5 protein-coding genes and 1 pseudogene are annotated in these 4,501 nt (G+C 71.5%); 3 read left to right on the forward strand and 3 right to left on the reverse strand.

From position 1 onward, the window contains the following. Positions 1–52 precede the first annotated feature (52 nt). Together SACSA_RS0102230 and SACSA_RS0102235 are read right to left on the reverse strand one after the other, a co-directional pair. The gene (locus SACSA_RS0102230; RefSeq protein ID WP_019813116.1) at positions 53–883 is read right to left on the reverse strand and encodes an aldo/keto reductase; all 831 of its coding nucleotides are present in this window, start codon (positions 881–883) and stop codon (positions 53–55) included. A 112-nt stretch (positions 884–995) separates the two neighbouring features. Then, positions 996–2,210 carry an MFS transporter gene (locus SACSA_RS0102235; RefSeq protein WP_019813118.1) on the reverse strand — a complete coding sequence of 405 codons (1,215 nt, stop codon included), beginning with the start codon at positions 2,208–2,210 and terminating at the stop codon, positions 996–998. 247 nt (positions 2,211–2,457) lie between these two features. Between SACSA_RS0102235 and SACSA_RS25595 the strand changes: the two genes are divergently transcribed. Next, on the forward strand, positions 2,458–2,790 hold the full coding sequence (locus tag SACSA_RS25595; RefSeq protein ID WP_019813119.1) for a hypothetical protein: 333 nt from the start codon (positions 2,458–2,460) through the stop codon (positions 2,788–2,790). 55 nt (positions 2,791–2,845) lie between these two features. Next, positions 2,846–3,085 (forward strand): hypothetical protein, encoded by a 240-nt coding sequence (locus tag SACSA_RS25600; RefSeq protein WP_019813121.1) that lies wholly within the window; start codon positions 2,846–2,848, stop codon positions 3,083–3,085. 49 nt (positions 3,086–3,134) lie between these two features. Here the strand turns inward: SACSA_RS25600 and SACSA_RS0102250 are convergent, their stop codons facing one another. Continuing rightward, entirely contained in the window at positions 3,135–4,070 is a 936-nt protein-coding gene (locus SACSA_RS0102250) for a LysR family transcriptional regulator (protein WP_019813123.1), read from the reverse strand. A gap of 72 nt (positions 4,071–4,142) precedes the next feature. On the opposite strand from SACSA_RS0102250, the pseudogene SACSA_RS25605 reads away from it, so the two are divergent. Beyond that, a pseudogene (locus SACSA_RS25605) lies at positions 4,143–4,501 on the forward strand (hypothetical protein); the annotation flags it as partial.

Below are 4,501 nucleotides of genomic sequence, written 5' to 3' on the forward strand. Positions count from 1 at the left end.
ACCCCGCCGGGTGTCCGGAGGCGGCGCGGAGCGGGCCGTCGGGAGCGCGGTCTCAGGCGCCGAACGCGTCGGGGTCCGGGCCGACGCGGACGCCGGTCTCCAGCTCGGCGATCGCCGCGACGTCGTCGTCGGAGAGCGCGAAGTCGAAGACGTCGAGGTTGTCGGCGATGCGCGAGGGCGTGACCGACTTCGGGATCGTGACGTTGCCGAGCTGGATGTGCCAGCGCAGCACGATCTGCGCCGGGCTCTTGCCGTGCTTGTCGGCCAGCGCGGCCAGCGTCGGGTCGTCGAGCAGGCCCTTGCCCTGGCCCAGCGGGCTCCACGCCTCGGTGGCGATGCCGTGCTCGGCGTGGAAGGCGCGCAGCTCGGACTGCGGCAGGTTCGGGTGCAGCTCGATCTGGTTGACCGCGGGCACCACGTCGGTCTCGTCGAACAGGCGCCGCAGGTGCGGCACGTGGAAGTTCGACACGCCGATGGCCTTGGCGCGCCCCTCGGCGTGCAGCTTCTCGAACGCCTTCCAGGTGTCGACGTACCGGTCCTGTCCGGGCGCGGGCCAGTGGATCAGGTACAGGTCGACGTAGTCCAGCCCGAGCCGGGCCAGGCTCTCGTCGAACGCGGCGAGAGTGCTGTCGTAGCCCTGCCGGTCGTTCCAGAGCTTGGTGGTGACGAACAGGTCCTCACGGGGGATGCCCGATTCGGCGATGGCCTTGCCGACGCCCTCCTCGTTTCCGTACACCGCGGCGGTGTCGATGCTGCGGTAGCCCGCCCGCAGCGCCGCCAGCGTCGGCTCGACGACCTCGTCGGCCGGGACCTGGAAGACGCCGTAGCCGAGCTGCGGCATCGCCGCGCCGGTGTTCAGTGTGATGGTCGGAACCTGTGTCATTGCGTGTCGCGTCCTTTTCCTGCTACGTGTCCGTCTGGGGGCCGGGCGCGGACGGCCCGCCCACACCCGGCAACGACCAAGGGCGATCGTGCATTCCCGGGCTCGCGCTCACTCACCCGATCCGGATGTCGGCCTCGCGGGCGCCGACCCACCCGGTGTTCGGTGTGCCCGGCCCGCCGTGGCGCTGCCGCCGCTCCAGCAGTCCCGACAACACCGCGAACCCCAGGCCGACCAGCGCCAGCAGCGCGCCGACCCAACTGGGAGAGGTCAGACCGAATCCGCCCGCGATGACCAGGCCGCCCAGGTAGGCGCCGAGCGAGTTGGCGATGTTGAACGTCGACTGGATACTGGCCGAGCCCAGCGCCGGGGCCTCAACGGCCTGGTCCAGGATGCGGGCCTGGATGCTGGGGATCGCGGCGAATCCGGTCGCGCCGATCAAAAACACCGTGACCGGGGCCAGCACCATGCTGTGCGCGGTGCCCACGAACAGCAGCAGGCATCCCGCCAGCGCGGTGAGGAACACGTACAGGGTGGTCATCGGGGCGCGGTCAGCCAGCGGGCCACCGACGGCGGTGCCGACGGTCATGCCGATGCCGAACACCGCGAGCAACACGGTGACGGCGGTGGGGGTGTAGCCGGTGACCTCGGTCAGCACCGGCTTGATGTAGCTGTAGAAGGAAAAGGTGGCGGCGAAACCGAACACCACCACGGCGAAGGCCAGCCACACCTGCGGCCGCGTGAACGCGCGCAGCTCGCCGCGCAGGCTGACGTCGGCGGGTTTGGCCTGGGCGGGTACCAGCGCCGCGACGGCCGCGAGCGCGGCCACACCGATCACCGCGACGAGTCCGAACGTCCAGCGCCAGCCGAGCGCCTGCCCGAGCAGTGTTCCCACCGGAACGCCGACGACGTTGGCCACGGTGAGGCCGAGGAACATCGTCGAGATGGCGCGCGCCCGTTTTGCGACCGGCACCAGGCTCGCCGCGACCACGGCGCCGATGCCGAAGAACGTGCCGTGCGGAAGTCCGGAGACGAACCTCGCCGCGAGCAGCAGCCCGTGCGTCGGCGCGAACGCCGAGAGCACGTTGCCGACGGTGAACAGCACGAGCATGCTGAGCAGGATGGTCTTGCGGCGCGTGCGCATGCCGAGGATGGTCAGCACCGGCGCGCCGATCACCACGCCGAGCGCGTAGAGCGAGATGTAGCCGCCCGCGTCGGGGATCGACACCGCGAGGTCCGCGGCGACCTCGGGCAACAATCCCATCATGACGAACTCGGTCGTGCCGATGCCGAAGGCGGCGACGGCCAGGGCCAGCAGCGCGATGGGCACGAAAGGTCCCCCGGAGGTCGAACGTGGCGGACGAAGTCGAAGCACGCCCCACAGCGCCCGGTGCGGGCCTCGTCGCACGGCAGTGGTCCGGAGCGTCGGGGACGCGGGAGCGGGAAGGCGGCCGACGCTGGCTCCCCCGAGCACCCATCACACTACGCGCCCTACCCGGCCCACCTGGATCGGTTATGAACATCGCCACGCTCGGTGCCCTCTCGACGGCGCGGGCCGATCGCGCAACACTCTCTCGATGATCACGCCACCGCACGGGCTGGCGAGGCTCGATCTCGGCGGCACCGTACTCGGCGGCACGCTGCGGAGGAGCGAGAAATCGGTGGTCGTGCTCGGCCGCCGCCACGGACGCCCGGTGGTGGTCAAGGCGCTGTGCACCGAGGACCCGTTCTGGCGGGAGGTTTTCGCCCGGGAGATCCGGACCTGCCGGGCGATGACCGAGCGGCCGCCGCCGGTGCGGGTGCCGAAAATGGTCCACACCGACGCCTCCGCACGCCCTGCTCGGCGCGGCCGGCACGCCCACGCGACTCGGGCACGGCGACCCGCTCCCGGGCAACCTGCTGCGCACTGACACCGGGGGTTGGGGGCTGCTGGACTTCGAGTTCACGGGCCTGTTCCTGCCCGGCTTGGACCTGGCCGTGCTGCGCACCCTGCTGGCCGCCGACCCCGGTGCCTGCGCCGTCATCGACGCGCGGGTCACCGAGGCCGGTATCGAGGTGCCGTTCCTGGTCAACCGCGCGCTCGTGGTCGCACGGGATCTGCGTCTGCACACCGACCTGCCCGACGGCGAGGTCCGGCGGCGGCGACTGGCCCTGCTCACACCACAGTGGAATGCCGTGCGCGCCGAGCTGCGGGGTCGAGGGTGAGGCCGCCCCGGCTCGCGGTGACACCACGGGCAGCGCCGCCGACAGGCACTCATTCCGCCTGATCGTTCGGCTGGCGGGGTGGTGGGTGCAGGGCCGTGGCCGTGGCGGTGATGGTGGCCAGGGCATCGGTGAGGACGGGGTGCTCGCGGCTGCCGCGACGGGTGGCGGCGAGGATCCGGCGGGCCGGGGCGGGTTCACCGTGAAGGGTGACGCGGGCGACGGGCCAGCTTTCGTGTAACCGGGCGAGCCGGGGCACGAGGATGATGCCGAAGTGGTGGGCGACCAGGGCGGTGCCGGTGTCCCACTCGTCGGCGTAGTGGGCGATGGTGGGGGTGAATCCGGCCGCCATGCAGGCGGTGAGCACCAACTGGTGGTAGGTGCTGCCGGGCCGTCCCAGGATCCAGGGTTCGTCGGCGGCATCGGCGAGGGTGACCGTGCGCCGACCGGCCAAGGGGTGCCCACTGGGGACGACGAGGTCGAGGGGGTCGTCCAGCAGGGGGTGCTGGTCGAAACGGGTGTCGGAGGCCGGTGGGGTGTCGGTGGTGGCGACCAGCAGTGCGAGGTCGGCATCGCCTGCCAACAGCAGATCGAAGCACCGGGCGGGTTCGGCTTCGATGACCCGCACGCCCAGCTGGGGGTAGCGGTCTCGCAGGGTCGCCGCCGCCGGGGGCAGCAGGTGGGTGGCCGCGGTGGAGAAGCCGCACAGTGTCACCGACCCGCCGGGTTCGTCGGCGGCGGCCAGTTCGGCTCGGGCGCGCTCGACCTGGGCTTGGAGCACCTCGGCGTGGCGGAGCACGGTGGCGGCCGCGGCGGTCAGCCGGATGCCCCGGCCGGATTGGGTGACCAGGTCGACGCCGAGTTCGGCGGCCAGCTGACGCAACTGGTGCGACACCGCCGACGGCGTGTAGTGCAGCGCTTGGGCGGCGGCGGTGACCGTGCCGTGGTGGGCCACCAGTTGGAGCACCCGCAGCTTCGGATCGATCATGTCATCATCTTGCACGGTTCCGTGCGCGAACGTTTGCTTCTCTTCAGCAATCACGCGCGACAACCTGGGTGTGTGCTGCTGAGGGAGTTCTCTGACGACGGGTGTGCCGGTATCACCGCCGCGCGGACGGTGCCGCGCGCGCACGGCCGCGAGTCACGCACGGCCGTATACCTGCTGGTGGTGCTCACGGCCGGGGCGTATCTGCCCACCCCGCTGTATCCGGGCTATCAGCACGCCTTCGCGTTCAGCGATCTGACGATGACGCTGGTCTACGCGATGTTCGCACTGGTCAGTGCGCCCGCGCTGCTGCTGTTCGGCTCGGCGGCGGACGCGCTCGGACCCCGGATGGTGTTGCGGGCCAGCGTGGTGACGGCCGCGCTCGCGTCCGCGTGTTTCGCCCTCGCCGACGGCCCGGGCTGGCTGCTGGCCGG

The sequence above is a fragment of the Saccharomonospora saliphila YIM 90502 genome (assembly GCF_000383795.1).
GTDB lineage: Bacteria > Actinomycetota > Actinomycetes > Mycobacteriales > Pseudonocardiaceae > Saccharomonospora > Saccharomonospora saliphila.